A 17,594-nucleotide genomic window follows, 5' to 3' on the forward strand; every position below is an offset into this window, starting at 1 on the left:
TGCTTCTTTTGCCGGCCGCCCGTCGACCGCTCGTCTGTCACCATCGGCGGAAAACCCGACAGGCCGCTGGCCTGCCACCATCACGGCTATATCTACCTGCGTCTGGCGTCAAGACTAGCCCATCTCGATGACGATAGCCCACGCCGAGACGCCGCAGCCTGGGCCGCCCAGGGTCGAATTCGCATCTTGTGCGCATCTGCAAGCCCTGCTAGTGTGATCACAACATGTGATCACACCAATAACAAGCTGCCATCGTTTCGGGAGTCGTCATGAGCGAACCGCGCTGCGCGTCCTACTACGCCGCGACCATCCACGAAGAAGCCGAATACCCCAGGCTCGAGGGCGAGCATCGGGTCGACGTTGCGGTGATCGGAGGCGGCTTCACCGGCGTCAACACCGCGCTGGAACTCGCCGAGCGTGGCTACCGGGTAGCGCTGGTCGAGGCCAACCGGATCGGCTGGGGGGCCAGCGGTCGCAATGGCGGTCAGGTCACCGGCAGCCTGTCGGGGCAGGATGCCATGCTCAAGCAGCTCTCCGGCCCGCTAGGGCGAGAGGCAGCCGAGAACTTCGTCTGGGATCTTCGCTGGCGAGGCCACCACATTCTGCGTCAGCGTGTCGACAAGTACGCCATCGCCTGTGACCTGAAGTTCGGCCACCTGCACGCCGCCTACCGACCGAGCCACATGGCCGAGCTTAAGCGCGACGTCGAAGCGGCCCAGGGCCACGAGATCGCCCGGCACCTGAGTTTGCTGGACGCCGATCAGACGCGCGAACTGGTGGGCACCGAGCTCTACCATGGCGCGGTGCGCAACGACTACAACATGCACCTGCACCCGCTGAACCTGTGTCTTGGCGAGGCCCGCGCCCTTGAGGACCTGGGCGGCTTGCTGTTCGAGGACACCCGGGTCACCGAGATTCGCCACGGCGCTACCCCCTGTGTCGTCACCGAGCGTGGCCAGATCCACGCCGACAGCGTGGTGCTGGCCGGCAACGCCTATCACCGGCTGGAGCGCAAGGCGCTCAAGGGCAAGCTGTTCCCCGCCTCTCTCGGCATCGTCACCACCGCCCCGCTGAGCCGGGAGCAGCAGGCCGCGATCAATCCCCAGGACCTGGCGGTCTACGACACCCGCTTCGTGCTCGACTACTACCGCCTGACCGCCGACGGTCGCCTGCTGTTCGGTGGCGGCGCCAACTATTCCGGCCAGGACTCAGCGGATATCGGCGCCGAACTGCGCCCCCGGCTCGAACACACCTTCCCGCAGCTCAAGGGCATCGCGCTCGACTACCAGTGGCAGGGCAAGGCGGGCATCGTGATCAACCGCATCCCTCAGCTCGGCAAGCTGTCACCCAACGTCTTCTACGCCCAGGGCTACTCGGGCCACGGCATCGCCACCTCGCATATCGTTGGCAACATCATGGCCAGGGCGGTCAGCGGTCAGCTGGAGGAGTTCGACCTGTTCGCCGACATGCGCCACTGGCGCATCCCGGTCAGCGAGCGCCTCGGCAACGGCCTGTTGGCCGCGGGCATGTGGTACTACCAGTTGCGCGAAAAACTGCGCTGAGCGTCCGCCGCCGACTCGCCGTCGGCAGCTCGATATCGACCGGACCTTTCACCATCAACGACGCCAACGACAACATCAACGACAACCAATAGCTGTCACGCCACGCTCCTGATCGACGCGACCCACGGCCATCGCCAGGTCGCTTCACCAACAACAATGATCGTCCAGGAGGACATCCATGGAAGCGTTTTTCCCCGCAGGCGGCTGGCTGGTGCTGCTGCCCACCGCCGTTGTACTGCTGCTGGCACTGTGGAGCCGTCGCGCGCTCGAGCCGCTGGTGGCCGGCGCCTTCGTCGGCACCCTGTTGATCGAGCCGACCAGCGCCCTGTCCACCCTTTCCGAGAGCCTGCTCAACGTCCTGACCGACGAGGACGTGGCCTGGGTGATCGCGGTATGCGGGCTGATGGGCTCGATCATTGCGCTGCTGCTGAAATCCGGCGCCTCGCGTTCCTTCGCCGAAAGCCTGTTGCGCTACATCACCAGCAAGCCCCGGGCGCTGCTCGGCTGCTGGTTCATGGGCATCGTGCTGTTCGTCGACGACTACCTCAACTCCCTGGCGGTCGGCACCTCGATGCGTCAGGTGACGGACCGCTTCAAGACGTCGCGAGAGATGCTGGCCTACGTCATCGACTCCACCGCCGCACCGATCAGCGTACTGATCCCGATCTCGACCTGGGCGGTGTTCTTCGGCGCGCTGATCGAAAAGAACGGCCTGGCCGCCGACGGCCAGGGAGTCTGGACCTATATCCAGGCCATCCCCTTCATGTTCTATCCGTGGATCGCGGTGGCCATGGTGCCGCTGGTCGCCTACGGCAAGATTCCGCTGTTCGGCCCGATGAAGCGCGCCGAGCAGCGCGCCCAGCTCGAGGGTCGCTGCGTGCCGCCCGGCGCCGAGCACATCGATGAAGAGATCGCCCACCTGGCGGCCAAGGACCAGACACGCAGCAGCGTCTGGATGTTCCTGCTGCCGATGATGTCGCTGGCCTTCTTCACCTGGTACTTCGATCTCGATTTCCTGATGGGCATCTTCGTGACCCTGGCCGGCATGATCGTGGCCTTCATCGGCCTGAAGAAGCTGACCCCCGGCGAGACCTTCGACAACATTCTGGAGGGCTTCAAGTCGATGCTGGATGCCCTGGCGGTGCTGGTGGCGGCCTTCATGTTCAATGACGTCAACACCACCCTGGGACTCAACGAGTACATCATCACCACGGTCGAACCGCTGATCAACGCCCAGATCCTGCCCTTCATCATCTTTGCGCTGATGGGCTTCGTCTCCTTCGCCACCGGTTCCAACTGGGGCGTGTTCGTGATCATCCTGCCCATCGTCACCACCCTGGGCCACAATCTGGGCGCCGACATGACGCTGGTGATCGGTGCCACCCTCTCGGCCAGCACCTTCGGCAGCCACGCCTGCTTCTATTCGGACGCCACGGTGCTGACGGCCCAAGCCAGCGGCTGCACGCCCTTCCAGCACGCCTTTACCCAACTGCCCTACGCGGCCCTGGCCGGCTTGCTGGCCGCCGCCCTCTATCTGGTACTGGGATTCATGTGATGACGAAAGCACCGTCCAACGACGCCATCTTCTGGTCACACCGAGACAACGGGCGAGTCCCACTCGCCCCCCTCTCCATTGATAAACAGGCCATCGATGAACAGGCCATCGGTGAACAGACCGGGGATAAACAGGCTATCGATGAACAGACCGGGGATGAACAGGCAGACGTGGTCATTGTCGGCGGTGGCTTCACCGGCCTGTGGACCGCCTATCACCTCAAGCGCCTGGCCCCGGAGAAAGACATCCGGGTGCTCGAGGCCAGGCGCTTCGGCCACGGAGCCTCCGGGCGAAACGGAGGCTGGGTGGTGGGCAACCTGGCGGGCCTCGAGCGGCACCTGAAGGGCCTGTCCCTGGCCCGGCGCCAGGCGCTGTGCGAGCTTTTGTCCGCCAATGTCGACGAGATCGGCGCGACCCTCTCGCAGGAAGCCATCGACGCCGACTTCCACAAGGGCGGGGCACTCTACGCGGCGGCCCGCTACCCGGCCCAGGAGGCGCTCCAGCGGGACTACCTCGCACACCTGCTGGAACTCGGCCATCGCCAGCATGACTGCCGCTGGCTGTCCGCCGACGAACTCAGCGACCGGGCCCGCTTCCGCCGCCCCTTCGGTGGCATCTTTCATCGTCAGGTCGCCACGCTGCACCCCGGCAAGCTGATCGATGGGCTGGTCGCGCGACTCGCGGCCATGCAGGTCAGGCTTTACGAACAAAGCCCGGCGACGAGCATCGACGCCGGCAAGGTGACCACGCCCCAGGGCAGCATCCGCGCACCGATGATCGTGATGGCCACCGAAGGCTACAACACCCTGCCCCAGCTGCGTCCCCACCTGGTCCCGGTCTCCAGCCTGGTGATCGCCACCGAGCCCTTGAGTCAGAGCCAGTGGGACGCTATCGGCCTGGCACAGCGACCGACCTTCGCCGACGCCAGCCGGTTGATCAACTACGGCCATCGCAGCCGCGACGGTCGCCTGATCTTCGGCGCCAGGGGTCGCTACCGCTTCAACGCCCGTCCGCGTCACCAGGCCTCCATCACCCAGGGCGACATCCAGATGCGCAAGGCGCTGCTCCAGGATCTGTTTCCCGACCTCGGCGAGGTCGATATCAGCCACGGCTGGGGCGGCACCCTGGGCCTCTCGCGCAGCTTTCGCCCCCACGCCCTCGTCGATCGGCGAGCCGGCATCGCCACCGCCGGCGGCTATGCCGGCGAAGGCGTCGCCGCCAGCCACCTGATGGCGCGCACCCTGGCAGAGATGCTCTGTGGACAGGACACACCGCTGACACGGGCCCCCTGGGCCTTCGATGGCTGTGCACTGGACCAGGTGGTTCGTCGCTGGGAGCCCGAACCCCTGCGCTGGCTGGGCGCCCAGACCATCACCCTGAGCTACGCCACCGAGGAGGCCCTGGCGTCGCGTGAGCGCCACCTGCCGCTGATCGGCCCGGCGCTGAGCCGACTCAACGACCGTTTTGCCGCCGTGATCGAGTAGACAGCGACAGCCGCGATGCAGGCCGCACACTCGTCACCTTGCCCCGGAACTGCCAAAGGAGACACCGCCATGTTGATCGTTCATAGCGACGCCACCCGCGACCGTCGCACTCTCACCGAGCTGTTTGCCGGCCAACTGGTCGCGCCCTTCGAGTGTCCCGAGCGGGTGGACTACATCATCGAACGCGCCAGGACCGAGTCCATCGGCGAGATCCGCGGCCCCGACGAGCATGGACTGGAGCCGGTGCTGGCCATCCATGACGCGGACTACATCGACTTTCTGCGGGTTGCCTGGCGCGACTGGCAGGCGGCCGGTTACGAAGGCGAAGCGATTCCCAATATCTGGCCGACACGGCGGATGCCCGGCGGCCCCATACCCCGCCATATCGAGGGCCGCCTTGGCTACTACGCCCTGGCCGGAGAAACCTCGCTGAACGCAGACACCTTCGAGGCGGCCCTGCTCAGCAAGGACATCGCCCTGACCGCCGTGGACCAGGTGCTCGACAGCGGCGCGCCAGCCTTCGCCCTGTGCCGACCGCCCGGCCATCACGCCGCGCGGGACCAGTACGGCGGTTACTGCTTCATCAACAATGTGGCGGTATCCGCCCAGCGGGCACTGGACCGGGGCCACCAGCGGGTCGCCATCCTCGACATCGACTTCCACCACGGCAACGGCACCCAGGACATCTTCTACGAGCGCAGCGACGTGCTCACTCTCTCGCTGCACGGCGACCCCATGGACGAGTTCCCCTACTTTCTCGGCTTCGCCAACGAGACCGGACGAGGTGAGGGCGAGGGCTACAACGTCAACTACCCCCTGCCCAGCGGCACCGACTACGCCCGTTGGGCGCAGGCGCTGGATGACGCCATCGCGCGCGTCAGGGACTTCGCCCCGGACATGCTGATCATCGCCCTCGGGGTCGACACCTTCGAGAACGATCCGATCAGCTCCTTCACCCTGCAAAGCGACGACTACCTGGACATCGGCGCCCGCCTCAAGCGCATCGGTCTGCCCACACTATTCGTGATGGAAGGCGGCTACGCGGTGGAAGAAATCGGGGTCAATGCGATCAACGTGCTCAAGGGCTTCGACAACGCCTGAGCCCCGGCACACGGCACAAGACACAAGGCACAAGGCACAAGGCACGACCGATTCGACGAAAACGCTCGACGCCCCGTACGACATCAGTAGGTCGCTTGTCCCGGACGGGCGTCAGCGCCACGCGAGCACCGCCGGTTTCCCATACTGGTTTGCCACGGGGACCGTGCACGGCTCGGCGAAACGTCTCCCCCGACGCAGCCACCAGACCGCATCGACGACGGCAACCTGAAACGGGCGGTAGACCACGCCCTGAGCCGCGCTCAGAACAACAACAGCAACAACAGGAACCGACCCATGACACAACAACGACGTTCCAGCCTCCCCGAGGCCCCCGACGGCCAGGACAGCGGCCTCAAGCGCATCCTGGGCCTGCCCGCCCTGGTGTTCTTCGGCCTCGCCTACATGGTGCCCCTGACCGTATTCACCACCTACGGCGTGGTCACCGAAACCACCGGCGGCCATGTGCCCATGGCCTACGTCATCACCCTGGCGGCGATGTTCTTCACCGCCTACAGCTACGGCAAGATGGTCGAGCACTACCCTACCGCCGGCTCCGCCTACACCTACACACGCCGCGCCTTCGGTGGCCGTGTGGGCTTCATGGTGGGCTGGGCGCTGCTGCTCGACTACATCTTCCTGCCGATGATCAACTACCTGGTGATCGGGATCTACATGAAGGAGGTCTTCCCCGCCATCGATCAGGGCGTCTGGGTGGTAGGAGCCATCGTCGCCGTGACCGCACTGAACATCCTGGGCATCAAGCTGGTGGCCAAGATGAATCTGATCATCATCGGCTTTCAGTTCGTCTTTCTGGCCACTTTCATCGCCATCTCGCTGAAGGTCATCGCCGGTGGCGAAGCCCCCTCGCTGCTGGCGCCCTTCCACAGCGAAGGGCTCCAGTGGACCACCATCGTCGGTGGTGCCGCCATCCTGTGCCTGTCGTTTCTTGGCTTTGACGCCGTCTCTACCCTGTGCGAGGAAACTCGCGAGCCCAAGCGTGACATCCCCCGCGCCATCATGCTGTGCACCCTGATCGGCGGCGGCCTGTTCATTCTGGCCTCCTGGGTCGGGCATCTGGTGTTTCCCGACTATCACAACTTCGGCAGCGCCGACTCGGCCGCGGTGGACGTGATGCGCCGCGCCGGCGGGGGCTTTTTGGTCGCCTTCTTCACCGCTGCATATGTAGCAGGCTGCTTCGCCTCGGCCATGGCCGCCCAGGCCAGCGTCTCCCGGATCCTGTTCGCCATGGGCCGCGACCAGGTCCTGCCCAAGGTCTTCGGCAAGCTCAGCCAGCGCTACGGCACCCCGCTGGGGTCGACGTTGATCGTCGGCGCCATCTCGCTGATGGCGCTGGTCATCAGCCTGGAGCTGGCCGCCACCATGATCAGCTTCGGTGCTCTGGTCGCCTTCTCCTTCGTCAACCTTTCTGTGATCAAGCACTACCTGGTGGATGAGCACCTGATGCAATCCAAGAACCTGCTGCGCTACGGCGTCATGCCAAGCGTCGGCTTCCTGTTGACTATCTGGCTGTGGTCGAGTCTGTCGCTCAACACCTTCCAGGTGGGACTCACCTGGGTCGCCGTCGGCTTTGCCTACCTGCTCTATCTGACCCGCCTGTTCAAGGTCGAAGTACCGGACCTGGAGCTCAAGGAAAACTGAGCGCTGACCGCGGCGCCTCCGATCAGAGCGTCGCGGTTTACAGCCCCTGCCCACAGCGCCGACATCCCGGGATGTCGGCGCTCTTCTTTGGCGCACCACAAACCTTGCAAGATCGCGCATCGAGGCATCGCATCGACCTTTTTTCCGGCCGTGTTGTGGCAAGGCACAGCCATGAAGAGCACCGCTGCAGGACTGCCCTAAGGTAAGAGACAGCTATCGAGAGTCCCTTCCCATGGAGAGCCCCGCCCATGACGCTACGCCTGCCCACCCTGATGCTGCTGACACTTGCCCCGCTGTCCACCTGCCTGGCGGCAGAAACGATCTACGTGGTCACCAACAAGACCGAAGGCAACTCGGTCGCCGCCTTCCATGCCGACGATGACGGCACGCTTTCCCTAGCCTCCGAGTATCCCACCGGGGGCCTTGGTACCGGTGATCTGGAGATTCCGGCTCTGGAGAAGAACCCTGACCACCCGCTGGCCAACGGCGATGACCCCCTGATCTCCGCCAACGCCATCGCGGCCTCCGCGGACGGCGGCTGGATGGTGGCGGTCAACCCAGGCGACGGTACCCTCAGCCTGATGAACCGCGCCCCCGACGGCAGCCTTCAGGCCGTCAACAGCGTGACGGCCTCGGACCGTTTCCCGATTTCTGTCGCCATCCACGGCCACCTCGTCGCCTCCGCCAGCGTGGGTGACAGCAACCAGGCCGGCTCCATCGCGCTGTATCGCCACACCCCCGAAGGACTGATCGCGATCCAGGGCAGCCGGCGCGACCTGGGCGCCCGCCCCTCGACCATCGCCTTCTCGCGTTCCGGAGCCTTCGTCATCGTCAACGAGCTGGTGACCGGCAAGATTCACAGCTTTGCGGTCAGTGACGATGGTCTGTCCGCCGATCCGATCGCCAGCGTGGACAGCCCGCGTGCGCCGGCCGAACGCTTCCACGCCATACCGGTGGGCTTCGCCATCGGCCAGGGGGACCAGGGCGAGACCCTGCTGATGTCGGAGGCACGCTTCCTGACGCCGGAGTTCGGCCTGCGTGAGGAGGCCGACAAGGTACCCCAGAGCCCGCTCTACAGCTGGCAGACCAGCTCGGTCTCGAGCTATGTGCTGGATGATCATGGCGGACTCACCCTGAAGACCGCCGACGCCCTGACCGGCGCTGCCATGGAAGGAGGAGAGATCGCCAACTGCTGGGTCGCGCTGAACGCCGACGGCGACACTCTCTACACCGCCAACGCCCTGTCGAGTTCCATCAGCCGCTACAGCGTCAAACCGAACGGCAGCATCGCCCTCGAGGATGCTACCGCCTACAAGGACGACGGCGAATTGCTGTTCTTCTCGGACATGGCGCTGAGCCCCGACGGCGACACCCTCTATCAGCTGGTCGGCAACACCGGCCAGGTGATGGCCTTCGATGTCGCCGAGGATGGTGGTCTATCCCTGCGCACCAGTGCAGGCGGACTGCCGGAGCTCGGCAGCTACGGCCTGGTGGTGCTGGAAGACGGCTGATGTAGCCGCCGGCATCGGTGCACCCGTGGTCATATTTTCGAGGATCGTATTTTGGCTGTCTCCATGAGGGCGGTTGCTGGTATTCCGGTTCGGCCATCACATCACCCTGAATCGGCCACGCCGCTCTCGACCTGACCCTCGGTCTAGCCCTCGACCGGCCCCTGTCCACCTTCCATGGCGTGGAGTTTCTCCACCCGCCGGCGGTACTCTTCATCACTGGAGAACTCCGCCTCCAGAAAAGCCTTGATCAGATCATTGGCAAGCCAGGGGCCCACGATCTGTGCGCCGATACACAGCACATTGACGTCGTCATGCTCGACACACTGGTGCGCCGAGTGCACGTCATGGCCCACGGCGGCACGAATTCCCCTGACCTTGTTGGCGGCGATGGCCGCGCCCACTCCGGTTCCACAGACCATCAGTCCACGCTCGACCTCTCCGGAGGTGACACGAGAGGTCACCTCTCTGGCGATATCGGGGAAGTCGACCGGCTGGTCATCGTAGGAGCCCACATCCTGCACCTCATGACCGAGGGATTCGACAAAGGCCACGACGGAGGCCTTCAGCGGAAAGCCCGCATGATCTGAACCAATGACGAGTTTCATGACAACTCCATTGCTGGCAAGGGAAAGTTAGCGCATCAGACCCGGCAGCCACAGCACCAGATCGGAGGCAAAGGTGATGATCGCAAGGGTCAGGAACAGCGGGACGTAGAACGGAATCAACGCCTTCAACAACTGCCGCAAGCTGACCTGAGCAATCGATGAGATCAAGTAAAGCGACAGCCCCATGGGTGGCGTCAGCAGCCCGATCATCAGGTTGAAGATGGCGACAATCCCCAGATGTACGGGATCGACACCCGCCAGCACCATCGGAGGGGCAATCACCGGCACCACCAGCAGGGTCGCGGTAGTGGAATCCAGAAACATGCCCACCACGAAGAAGATCAGGTTGGCAATCAACAGCAGTACCAACGGATCTGTGGATATCTGCAAAATAAAGGCCGCAAAGCTCTGGGGTATCTGCTCCACCGCCAGGATCCAGCCAAACAGCGAAGCCGCAGCAACGATGATCAGGATCGCGCTGGTACTGCGCAGCGTCGCCTGCAGCGCGGACCACAGATGGGCCCAGGTAAGCTCCTTGTAGATCATGCCACTGATCAGCACCACATAGGCTGCGGTCACCGCCGCCGCCTCGGTGGGGGTAAACAGTCCCAGCATCATGCCGGCGATCATCAGCACTGGTGCCAGTAGCGCCGGCAGTGCAGGCAGCAGCGACGTGACGACCTCCCTGGCCGTCGGCCAGCGAGCAGAGCGTGGCATGTCGGAGCGCAGTGCCAGCACTGCGGCGGTAATCATCAGCAGTGCGACACAGATCAGTGCCGGCACGATACCCGCAATCAGCAACTGAATGATCGAGACGCTGGTCACCGAGCCGTAGACGATCAGCGGAATGCTCGGCGGAAAGATCGGCCCGACCACCGCAGAGGATGCGGTCACCGCCGCGGCAAAGGGTGCCTTGAAGCCGCGCTTGCGCATGGCTTCGATCTCGATCTTGCCAAGCCCACCCACGTCGGCCAGCGCCGCCCCGGACATTCCCGAGAAGATCAGGCTGGAAAAGATGTTGACCTGGGCCAAGCCTCCCGGGGCTCGCCCCACCAGGGTGTCGGCGAAGCGAAAGATGCGGTCGGTGACACCGGAGAGGTTCATCAGGTTGCCGACAAAGATGAAGATTGGCACCGCCACCAGCGGAAAACTGTCCAGCGCGTAGGTGACACGCTGCCCCAGCAGCCCCAGCGGAAAGCCCTCCACCACCACATAGGCGATAGCCGGCAACAGGATGGCGTAGACCACCGGAAAGCCCAGCAGAAACAGCACCAGAAAGGCAACGATCAAGGCCAGTCCCATCAGGAAACCTCCGGCGGATCGTCATGAGATGCAGTCGCGGACTGGCCACGCAGCCGTATCACATGCTGCAGTGCCGCCACCGCGAAGCCGATAGCGGTAGATCCCAGGAAGATCCAGAACGGAATCTTGAGGGTCGGGGTGGCATTGTTGAGGTTATCGGCGATGGTCGTGATGGTAGCGAACGCCACCACACCGCTGGCCACCGCCGACGCCACGAAAATGGTGGTATCGAGCAGACGACGAGGCCGGCCGGTCAGCATATCGCGGAGCTCACTCATGCCGATGTTCTCGCCGTGGCCTACTACCAGCGGATAGCTGGCGAAGACCAGACACACCAGCAGAAAGCGCGTCAGTTCCTCGGCCCCGACCAGCGGTGACAGGAAGAGATCACGCATTACCACCTGCGACAGTGGCACTACCACGATGCCGACCAGCAGCAGCGCACAAAGCCCCTGCCAGAAACGCTTCAAGCCGGACACGGCGTTCTCCTTATTTCCTCTCGATGGACGGGGCGTCGCCCCGCCCATCGCTGACGATGCTTGCCGGTTCAATCGACCTTGGCGATCTGCTCGACATAGCTGTCAAAGGAGGGAAAGTCGGCACTGATCTGCGCGCTGACCTGCTCACGGAAGGCATCGAGATCGAGGCCGTCGTCGGCGGTGATCACCGTCATGCCACGGCCTCTGAGCTCTTCCACCAGGGCATCTTCGGACGATTGAGCCCACTCGAGCGACTCATCGGCCTTGTCGTCGAGGACCTCGGTGATTGCAGAACGCTGGTCATCGGACAGTCCCTGCCAGACATCCTCGTTGATGAAGACGGCCAGCACCGAGTGCATATGTCCGGTCAGGGCCACGTGGGACTGCACTTCATCGAGCTTGTTGGCGGCGATCATGGTCAGCGGGTTTTCCTGCCCAACCACCAGACCGGTCATCAGCGCGGTCGGCAATTCCGACACCGCCACCGGCGTCGGGTTGGCGCCAAAACCCTTGACCATGGAGATCCACAGATCCAGCGGAACCGCCCGGAAGGGCTTGTCCTTGAGGTCGGCCGGCGACTTGACTTCGAAGTTGGACGATACATGCCGTGCACCGCGATAGATGCGCCCGACGATGCGCACCCCACCGTCCTCGATCAACCGTTCGTTGATCTCCTTGACCGCGGGTGTCTCGGGATCGGTGGCGGCCAGGGCGTGGGCCGCATCGCGATAGATATAGGGGGCGTTGAACACCGCCGCCTCGGGAACGATACGCGCAAGGGACGCGAAGTCATGATGTCCCATACCGATGGAGCCCATGCGCACACCATCCACCATTTCGGCAACGCCACCTAACTGACTGGCCGGATAAACCTGGATCTCCAACTCGCCATTGGAGGCCTCGGCGATGGCCTCTGCCGCCTCGCTGGCATAACGTGTCTGCAGATCGCCTTCAGCCCCGACATGGGCATAGCGAATCGTTTCGGCAGAAGCGCTTGCAGCCGAAAGGCTGATCGCGAGGCTCAGGGCCACCCCCTGAGTGGCAAGGGTCGCAGCGGTCTTGAAATTCATCAGGCTCACCTCTCGTAGCGTTGTATTGTCGTTGTCGTACTTCGGTATCGATGGTGCGTCGTCACCTTCCTGGCAACAGACTGACGCGGCGCCATGACGATGGCTGGCGCTCAACGTCGGCCAAGGCCTGCTTCGGCTTCCTGGGTATAGGCGGCGATGATGCTCTTGCGGCGCAGTTCGTCGCCGATGGAAAAATGCTCGCGCAGGCGCTGGTTGGCCTTGTCACCGTCGCCTTCGACGATGGCCAGGAACACCTGTCGGTGAGAATCGATATGCGCCTCGATCACCTCGTCCGAACCAAGGGTGATCTGTCGACGCTGGACGTGGCTCTTGAGCAACAGCGCGGAAATCGCGTGGTACAAGGTCATCAGCGACTGACAATGGCTGGCCTCGACGATGGCAAGATGAAACTGGTAGTCGGCGCGCCCGCCCTGCTCGGGATCCTCAAGCGTGGCCATCAACTGCTTGAAGCAGGTCTCTATGCGGGCGATGTCGTTATCGGTAGCGCGATCACAGGCCAGTCGCACCGCCTGACACTCGATGGCTATCCGGGCCTGCATGACGTCGTCGAGGGCGTTTTTCTCCTGAGCCAGGTAAAAGGCGAAGAAATCCGACAACACCTTGAAGTCGGCCTTGGCCACATAGGCGCCCTTGCCGTGACGGATGTCGAGGACCCCGAGCATCTCCAGCGAGCGCATCACCTCACGCAACAGCGGTCGGCCTACCTTGAGCTCCAGAGCCAATTCACGCTCGCTGGGCAAACGATCGCCAGGCCGCCACTCGCCATTGAGGACGCGTTCACGAAAGACCTCGAACACTCTTTGATAGCCGTTGACCGACTCGCCCTCACGGATCGCGCTGTCCAACATTGGTCATCCTCCCATCCAACTGGTCTTACCTCTTAAGAGCCCTCAAGACCACTTCTCGACCATTTCACCTGACGCACATCAACAGCGACTCTCGCCGGTCACGACAATGCTGATCGCCGCCCTTCTTATTGCCAGTTTCCGCGAAATCCGACGCTTTCTCGTCAATGCCTTGAACCATAGTCGTCAGGTCTGGGCTGCAAAAGGCGACTTTGGTGCCAGCCATGTGGTCTTACCACTTTCAACCTCCAGCGCCTTCCTGAAGCGGCAACGCGCCTTCCGCCAACGATTCAGGGGCGCACAAGCCTGACGCAGGCACATTGCACAAAAAGGCCCCGCCTAAGCGGGGCCTCAATATCTGGCGCTTGGTCGACGCACCCAGGCAAGGCAACCATCTAGCCAATACAGACGACCGACACGCCTATCTGCGAACCAGCGACTGAAGCCTGGACGTGCCGCTGCAGTACCGTCACCACCTAGGCGCTGTCCGAAAAGTCGACGAGCGAAGGTTAGACAAGGCAAAAATCGGTGAAAAAGCGCAGTTTACGGGGTGTAAATGAGCATTTTGATCCGATTTTTAACGCCGTACTACCGAGCGCAGGCACTTTTCAGACAAGCCCTAGCGAAAGTGCGGATTCAGCCTGCCAATTTCGTAGAGATCGTGAAGGTAGACGTCCAGCTTGTAGACCAGGTGGGTGGCGACGATCAGCAGCGCGATCAACGAAAGCAGGACGGCGGGATCGTTGGCCCAGGCGAACGCCGGTGAGCCCAGTTGATAGCCGATGGTATAGACGCTGAGCCCACCCAGCCCCAGTACCGACAGGCACAGCGCGATGATCACGATGATCAGGGTGCCACGCAGGTCCCGGCTCGGCGGGCGGGTCGTCCAGCTGGCCAGATGGCGGACCATGATGCGCCCATTGGTGACGATCTGGCGACGCCGGCGTAGCAGCATGGCGGCATTGACCGGCTCGTCGTCCCGAGAAAAGGCCGCCAGCGCTACCCTGGGGTCGACGCGGCCATCGAAGCGCTCGTTCACCGCCCGGGCAAAGGCCTCGCGATCACCGGTATTCCTGGCCTGCTCGGCCAGCCGAGACAGCTCCTCAAGCGCCTCGGCGTCCATTCCGGGACGCTTCTCGAAGTCGGCAAAGTGCTGCTCGTAGTAGATGTAGTAGACCTGATAGATCGACAACAGCACGGCCGCGTAGATCATCACGTAGAGGACGATATCTGACATGCGTTTCTCCCTGTCCCTGGCGGTAGGCCGTCGGGACACACGATCCCGAAGCGGCACAAAGATCCCCATTATCTGAATCTTTTATTATGGCCGGTAGCGGGTGTTTTGCCGCACCCCGGTCATCCGCCCCGTTACCTAAGCAAGAGCCCCCGTCGGGTATCCGACGAGGGCTCTTGCTGCAACGGCGTTGTTTCAGGGCAGGAGCCGGATGTTCGGCTCCCCTCCCTGCTCGCCTACTGTGACGCCTGATCCGGCAGCTTGTAGGCCATCACGTAGTCACCGATGGTGGTGCCGATCGAGCCATGCCCCCCGGCCACCAGCACGACCATCTGCTCGCCTTTGCTATTGAGGTAGGTCATCGGCGTGGCCTGGCCGCCGGCTGGCAGCCGCGACTCCCACAGCTGCTCGCCGGTGGTCAGGTCGTAGGCACGGAAGTAGTCGTCCACGGACGCCGCCAGGAAGGCCACTCCTCCGTCGGTGATGATCGGACCGCCGATACCCGGCACCCCCATCTCGAAGGGCAGCGGCAGCGCTGTCATGTCTTCGATGGTGCCGTTCTTGTGCTGCCAGGCGACCTCACCGGTACGCAGGTCGGTGCCGGCCACGTAGCCCCAGGGCGGCTGCTGGCAGGGAATGCCCAGCGGCGACAGGAACGGCTTCATCTCCACCGCGTAGTCGGCACCGGCGTTCTCGTTGAGCCCCTGCTCACCCTGGTTGGTCTCGCCGAGTTCGGCGCCATCCTTGGGCACCAGGGTGCTGGTGAAGGCCAGATACAGCGGCATGCCGAACATCACCTGGCGCTTGGGGTCCACCGCCAGGCTACCCCAGTTGAAGACGCCGAAGTTGCCGGGGAAGACGATGGTGCCCTGCTCGGACGGCGGGGTGTACTGACCCTCGTAGCGCAGCGAGCGGAACTGGATACGGCAGACCATCTGGTCGATCAGGCTGCCTCCCCACATGTCGGCCTCGCGCAGCTTCGGCGGACGGAAGCTCAGGGCAGACCTGGGCTGGGTCGGTGCCGCGTAGTCGCCTTCGATGGTGCCCTGCGGTGCCGGCTCCTCGGTGATCGGGAAGATCGGCTCGCCGGTGGCGCGGTTGAGGACGTAGACGTCCCCCTGCTTGGTCGGCACCACCAGCGCGGGCTGCATGCCCTCGTCGGTCTCCAGGTCGACCAGGCTCGGCTGCGCCGGGGTGTCCATGTCCCACAGGTCGTGGTGGACGAACTGCTGGACCCACTCCACCTGGCCGCTGTCCAGACGCAGCGCCACCACCGAGGTGGCGAACTTCTCTTCGGCCTCACTGCGGAAGTGGCCGAGCTGGTCCGGGGTCCGGTTGCCCATCGGGAAGTAGATCAGCCCCAGCTCTTCGTCGGCGCTGGCCACCGCCCAGCTATTGGGGGAGCTGGTGGCGTAGGTCTCGTCCTCACCGATCGGCGCGGTCTCGTTCGGGTTGCCGGAATCCCAGTTCCAGCGCAGCTCGCCGGTCCTGGCGTCGTAGGCGCGGATCACGCCGGAGGGTGAATCGACGGCGTAGTTGTCATTGACCGCCCCGGCCACCACCACCAGGCCATTGGCCACCACGGGGGGCGAGGTCGAGTAGTAGAAGCCGGACTGGGTGAACGGCATGTTGTGCATCAGGTCCAGCTCGCCGTTGTCGGCGAAGTTGGCGCAGCGGGCACCGGTGGCCGGATCGACGGCCAGCAGGCGCGCATCGGAGGTCGGCATGAACAGCTGGGCGTCGCACTGGATCGGCTCCAGCGCCTCGGCCGGCTGGCTCGCCGCCGCGACGTCGAGGCTATCGCCATCGCCGGATGCCGGCGGCAGGTAGGAGACGCCACGACAGGTCTGGTGCTGGCGTGAGCTTTCCGCAGGCACCTTGGCGTCATACTGCCAAAGTTTCTCGCCGCTATCGGCGTCCAGCGTCACCAGCCAGTTGTGCGGCGTACACAGAAACAGCGCATTACCCACCTTCAGCGGCGTGGCCTCGTAGGTGGTCTCCCCGACGTCGTCAGGGCCCTTCCTGTCACCGGTCTGATACTGCCAGGCCAGTTCCAGTTCGCCGACGTTATCCGGGGTGATCTGGTCCAGCGGCGAGTAGCGCTGACCCAGGTTGCTGCGGCCGTAGGCATGCCAGCTCGCCTCCGGCGAATCGCCAAGCTCGGGTGACTGGACGATCTCGTCCTCGTTGAGTCGCCCCTCGATGCGATGAGCGTCCACCGCCAGACTACCCAGCAGGCCTACACCCAGCACCGCCCAGACCGGCAGCAGCACCGCCGTACCCAGACGCTTGCCGGCACGCGGCGGCCACAGCAGCGGAATGGCTAGCAGCATCAACAGGCCCATGCGGGTGGCCAGCGGCCACCAGTCATAGCCGGATTCCCAGAGGGCCCAGGCGGCCGTGGCGACAAGCAGCCCGGCGTAAAACAGCTGCGCCGGCACGCGACGGGAGCGCGCCATGGCGCCCACCGCGATCAGCACCAGACCGGCCAGGGCGTAGTACCAGCTTCCACCCAGGGTGACCAGCCAGGCGCCGCCCCCCAATAGCGAAAGCCCCACCAACAACAGGATGAGGGAGTAGATGATCATGATCCAAGGTCCTTGCACTGAATCGTTTAAGTGGCCGGCATGTTAATTGGTTAGCATGAGAATTAACATGCCGGTGCACAGCTTCAGTGTAGGCCCTCTTCTTGTAATACAGGCAAGTTGCCTGCGTCTTTTCAAAGGCCGGGCAAGGCGATCAGGGTGACCATGGAAGGCGACAGCGCCTCAGCAGAGGCTCTCGCAGCGCTGCGGACGATCCCCCATCCTGGCCAGTCCTGCGTGCAATGCCTCAAGCTCGGCCCGTCGCCCCCGGGCGCCGGCTTCGAGACAGTCGAGCGCCCAGTCGGGCAGCTCGGCGCTCAGGCGGTAGTGGACCCACTGGCCATCGCGACGATCCTGGAGCAACCCACAGCGACGCAGCTCTGCCAGGTGGCGTGACACCTTGGGTTGCGACACCTCGAGCACCGCGGTCATTTCGCAGACGCAGAGCTCTCCTTCCTGCAGCAGCAACAGCATGATCGACAGGCGCGTCTCTTCCGACAGGCACTTGTAGAGGCGTAACGGGTCCAGCGACATCATCGGCGTTTCCTGTTCATCTTTGCCTGTTCATCTTTTTTCCCTGG

At 63.8% G+C, this 17,594-nt stretch carries 15 protein-coding genes; 7 read left to right on the forward strand and 8 right to left on the reverse strand.

Annotated elements, in window-relative coordinates; translation table 11 throughout:
• Positions 1–269 precede the first annotated feature (269 nt).
• From EBB56_RS01360 to EBB56_RS01385, 6 genes are all read left to right on the forward strand, one after another.
• A complete protein-coding gene (locus tag EBB56_RS01360; RefSeq protein WP_108449707.1) occupies positions 270–1,562 on the forward strand; it encodes an FAD-binding oxidoreductase in 1,293 nt (430 codons plus the stop codon).
• 178 nt (positions 1,563–1,740) lie between these two features.
• Positions 1,741–3,117: a Na+/H+ antiporter NhaC family protein gene (locus EBB56_RS01365; RefSeq protein WP_045991891.1), complete on the forward strand. Its 1,377-nt coding sequence runs from the start codon at positions 1,741–1,743 to the stop codon at positions 3,115–3,117.
• Positions 3,117–4,601, forward strand: coding sequence for an FAD-binding oxidoreductase (locus EBB56_RS01370; RefSeq protein WP_124802496.1), 1,485 nt, complete (start codon positions 3,117–3,119; stop codon positions 4,599–4,601). The genes EBB56_RS01365 and EBB56_RS01370 overlap by 1 nt, the downstream gene beginning before the upstream one ends.
• A 69-nt stretch (positions 4,602–4,670) precedes the next feature.
• Positions 4,671–5,702, forward strand: coding sequence for a histone deacetylase family protein (locus EBB56_RS01375; RefSeq protein WP_108131523.1), 1,032 nt, complete (start codon positions 4,671–4,673; stop codon positions 5,700–5,702).
• 294 nt (positions 5,703–5,996) lie between these two features.
• A complete protein-coding gene (locus EBB56_RS01380) occupies positions 5,997–7,361 on the forward strand; it encodes an APC family permease (protein ID WP_124802498.1) in 1,365 nt (454 codons plus the stop codon).
• A 248-nt stretch (positions 7,362–7,609) separates the two neighbouring features.
• Positions 7,610–8,872, forward strand: a complete 1,263-nt coding sequence (locus EBB56_RS01385) for a 3-carboxymuconate cyclase (RefSeq protein WP_124802500.1) — start codon at positions 7,610–7,612, stop codon at positions 8,870–8,872.
• Between the two features lie 143 nt (positions 8,873–9,015).
• Here the strand turns inward: EBB56_RS01385 and rpiB are convergent, their stop codons facing one another.
• The 5 genes from rpiB to EBB56_RS01410 form a co-directional block, all read right to left on the reverse strand.
• Positions 9,016–9,477, reverse strand: coding sequence for a ribose 5-phosphate isomerase B (rpiB, locus tag EBB56_RS01390; RefSeq protein WP_124802502.1), 462 nt, complete (start codon positions 9,475–9,477; stop codon positions 9,016–9,018).
• 27 nt (positions 9,478–9,504) lie between these two features.
• Positions 9,505–10,779, reverse strand: coding sequence for a TRAP transporter large permease (locus EBB56_RS01395; protein ID WP_124802504.1), 1,275 nt, complete (start codon positions 10,777–10,779; stop codon positions 9,505–9,507).
• On the reverse strand, positions 10,779–11,258 hold the full coding sequence (locus EBB56_RS01400; RefSeq protein WP_221621127.1) for a TRAP transporter small permease: 480 nt from the start codon (positions 11,256–11,258) through the stop codon (positions 10,779–10,781). The genes EBB56_RS01395 and EBB56_RS01400 overlap by 1 nt, the downstream gene beginning before the upstream one ends.
• 68 nt (positions 11,259–11,326) lie before the next feature.
• Positions 11,327–12,328, reverse strand: coding sequence for a TRAP transporter substrate-binding protein (locus EBB56_RS01405; protein WP_124802508.1), 1,002 nt, complete (start codon positions 12,326–12,328; stop codon positions 11,327–11,329).
• Positions 12,329–12,438: 110 nt separating this feature from the next.
• Positions 12,439–13,197, reverse strand: coding sequence for a FadR/GntR family transcriptional regulator (locus EBB56_RS01410; protein ID WP_124802510.1), 759 nt, complete (start codon positions 13,195–13,197; stop codon positions 12,439–12,441).
• Between the two features lie 106 nt (positions 13,198–13,303).
• Between EBB56_RS01410 and EBB56_RS01415 the strand changes: the two genes are divergently transcribed.
• Positions 13,304–13,504, forward strand: coding sequence for a hypothetical protein (locus EBB56_RS01415; protein ID WP_124802512.1), 201 nt, complete (start codon positions 13,304–13,306; stop codon positions 13,502–13,504).
• 309 nt (positions 13,505–13,813) lie between these two features.
• Here the strand turns inward: EBB56_RS01415 and EBB56_RS21820 are convergent, their stop codons facing one another.
• The 3 genes from EBB56_RS21820 to EBB56_RS01430 form a co-directional block, all read right to left on the reverse strand.
• Positions 13,814–14,431 (reverse strand): hypothetical protein, encoded by a 618-nt coding sequence (locus EBB56_RS21820; protein ID WP_185696363.1) that lies wholly within the window; start codon positions 14,429–14,431, stop codon positions 13,814–13,816.
• Between the two features lie 233 nt (positions 14,432–14,664).
• The gene (locus EBB56_RS01425; RefSeq protein ID WP_124802516.1) at positions 14,665–17,016 is read right to left on the reverse strand and encodes a glucose/quinate/shikimate family membrane-bound PQQ-dependent dehydrogenase; all 2,352 of its coding nucleotides are present in this window, start codon (positions 17,014–17,016) and stop codon (positions 14,665–14,667) included.
• Between the two features lie 180 nt (positions 17,017–17,196).
• Positions 17,197–17,550, reverse strand: coding sequence for a metalloregulator ArsR/SmtB family transcription factor (locus tag EBB56_RS01430; protein ID WP_108131519.1), 354 nt, complete (start codon positions 17,548–17,550; stop codon positions 17,197–17,199).
• Between the last annotated feature and the right edge of the window lie 44 nt (positions 17,551–17,594).

It is taken from the genome of Halomonas sp. YLB-10 (assembly GCF_003856855.1).
GTDB classification, from domain to species: Bacteria; Pseudomonadota; Gammaproteobacteria; order Pseudomonadales; family Halomonadaceae; genus Halomonas; species Halomonas litopenaei.

Coding starts and splice junctions, on each gene's coding strand:
- EBB56_RS01380 (WP_124802498.1), top strand. CDS start 5,997: ATGACACAACAACGACGTTCCAGCCTCCCCGAGGCCCCCGACGGCCAG.
- EBB56_RS01370 (WP_124802496.1), top strand. CDS start 3,117: ATGACGAAAGCACCGTCCAACGACGCCATCTTCTGGTCACACCGAGAC.
- EBB56_RS01430 (WP_108131519.1), bottom strand. CDS start 17,550: ATGATGTCGCTGGACCCGTTACGCCTCTACAAGTGCCTGTCGGAAGAG.
- EBB56_RS01425 (WP_124802516.1), bottom strand. CDS start 17,016: ATGATCATCTACTCCCTCATCCTGTTGTTGGTGGGGCTTTCGCTATTG.
- EBB56_RS01365 (WP_045991891.1), top strand. CDS start 1,741: ATGGAAGCGTTTTTCCCCGCAGGCGGCTGGCTGGTGCTGCTGCCCACC.
- EBB56_RS01375 (WP_108131523.1), top strand. CDS start 4,671: ATGTTGATCGTTCATAGCGACGCCACCCGCGACCGTCGCACTCTCACC.
- rpiB (WP_124802502.1), bottom strand. CDS start 9,477: ATGAAACTCGTCATTGGTTCAGATCATGCGGGCTTTCCGCTGAAGGCC.
- EBB56_RS01385 (WP_124802500.1), top strand. CDS start 7,610: ATGACGCTACGCCTGCCCACCCTGATGCTGCTGACACTTGCCCCGCTG.
- EBB56_RS01405 (WP_124802508.1), bottom strand. CDS start 12,328: ATGAATTTCAAGACCGCTGCGACCCTTGCCACTCAGGGGGTGGCCCTG.
- EBB56_RS01360 (WP_108449707.1), top strand. CDS start 270: ATGAGCGAACCGCGCTGCGCGTCCTACTACGCCGCGACCATCCACGAA.
- EBB56_RS01395 (WP_124802504.1), bottom strand. CDS start 10,779: ATGGGACTGGCCTTGATCGTTGCCTTTCTGGTGCTGTTTCTGCTGGGC.
- EBB56_RS01415 (WP_124802512.1), top strand. CDS start 13,304: ATGCTGATCGCCGCCCTTCTTATTGCCAGTTTCCGCGAAATCCGACGC.
- EBB56_RS21820 (WP_185696363.1), bottom strand. CDS start 14,431: ATGTCAGATATCGTCCTCTACGTGATGATCTACGCGGCCGTGCTGTTG.
- EBB56_RS01410 (WP_124802510.1), bottom strand. CDS start 13,197: ATGTTGGACAGCGCGATCCGTGAGGGCGAGTCGGTCAACGGCTATCAA.